Origin of the sequence: Tolypothrix sp. VBCCA 56010, from assembly GCF_050875635.1 — a bacterium.
In the GTDB taxonomy this organism is placed as follows: domain Bacteria; phylum Cyanobacteriota; class Cyanobacteriia; order Cyanobacteriales; family Nostocaceae; genus Hassallia.
Window position 1 is genome coordinate 1 of record NZ_JBPAOH010000384.1, and the last position, 831, is coordinate 831.

An 831-nucleotide genomic window follows, 5' to 3' on the forward strand; every position below is an offset into this window, starting at 1 on the left:
AGCATTCACAGAACCGCCAATTGCAGCACCATCTTGGCGTGTACGTTGGACAGAGCCTTGAGATTGGTTTGTGTTACCTTTGCGGTAGTATGGGCTGTAGTATCCGCCAGCTTTTTTCTGTGCGTTTTGAATTTGTTGTTGACGGTTGCTGCTGGTGGAGCTTTGAGCATTGGTGCTACCATCGATTGCAGCACCCTCTTGTGTGGTAACTTGCACGTTGCTTTGAGATTGACCGGCAAAGGCAGCACCAGGAGCGATCGCTAAAGCAGCAGCTAAGATACCGAAAGCAAAATTCTTCAACATTGTTTTAAACCTGATTTACTTGTGTGTGAGTGTTGTTGATGAAAAAGAAGGCGTTATTTGACTTGTGGAATCGTTTGGGTGATTCTTTTATTAAGTAGGTAACGCCTGATAAACTTATGCAGTAATTAACGGCAGCCCGCAGCTAAAATTTGACGCTGATTGCTTGTGGTAACGCTATCTTGAGCATTCACAGAACCGCCAATCGCTGCACCGCTTTGGCTTGTACGTTGTACAGAGCCTTGAGATTGAGCATTAGATCCACCTCTGCAAGCGCCGTTGTAGTATCTGCCAGGACGATAAGCACCGGCTTTTTTCTGTGCGTTTTGAATTTGTTGTTGCACGTTGCTGCTGGTGGAGCTTTGAGCATTGGTGCTACCATCGATTGCAGTACCTTCTTGTGTGGTAACTTGCACGTTGCTTTGACCTTGACCGGCAAAGGCAGCACCAGGAGCGACAGCTAAAGCAGCAGCTAAGATACCGAAAGCAAAATTCTTCAACATTGTTTTAAACCTTAATATTTGTGTGTGA

Annotated in this window: 2 protein-coding genes; both read right to left on the reverse strand. The window is 45.7% G+C overall.

The features are described 5' to 3' along the window. The coding region (locus tag AABK37_RS41630) for a hypothetical protein (RefSeq protein WP_432557218.1) at positions 1 to 303 on the reverse strand (303 nt) is incomplete at its 3' end. A 125-nt stretch (positions 304 to 428) separates the two neighbouring features. Further along, positions 429 to 831: hypothetical protein (locus AABK37_RS41635; protein ID WP_432557219.1), on the reverse strand; the 403-nt coding region annotated here is incomplete at its 5' end.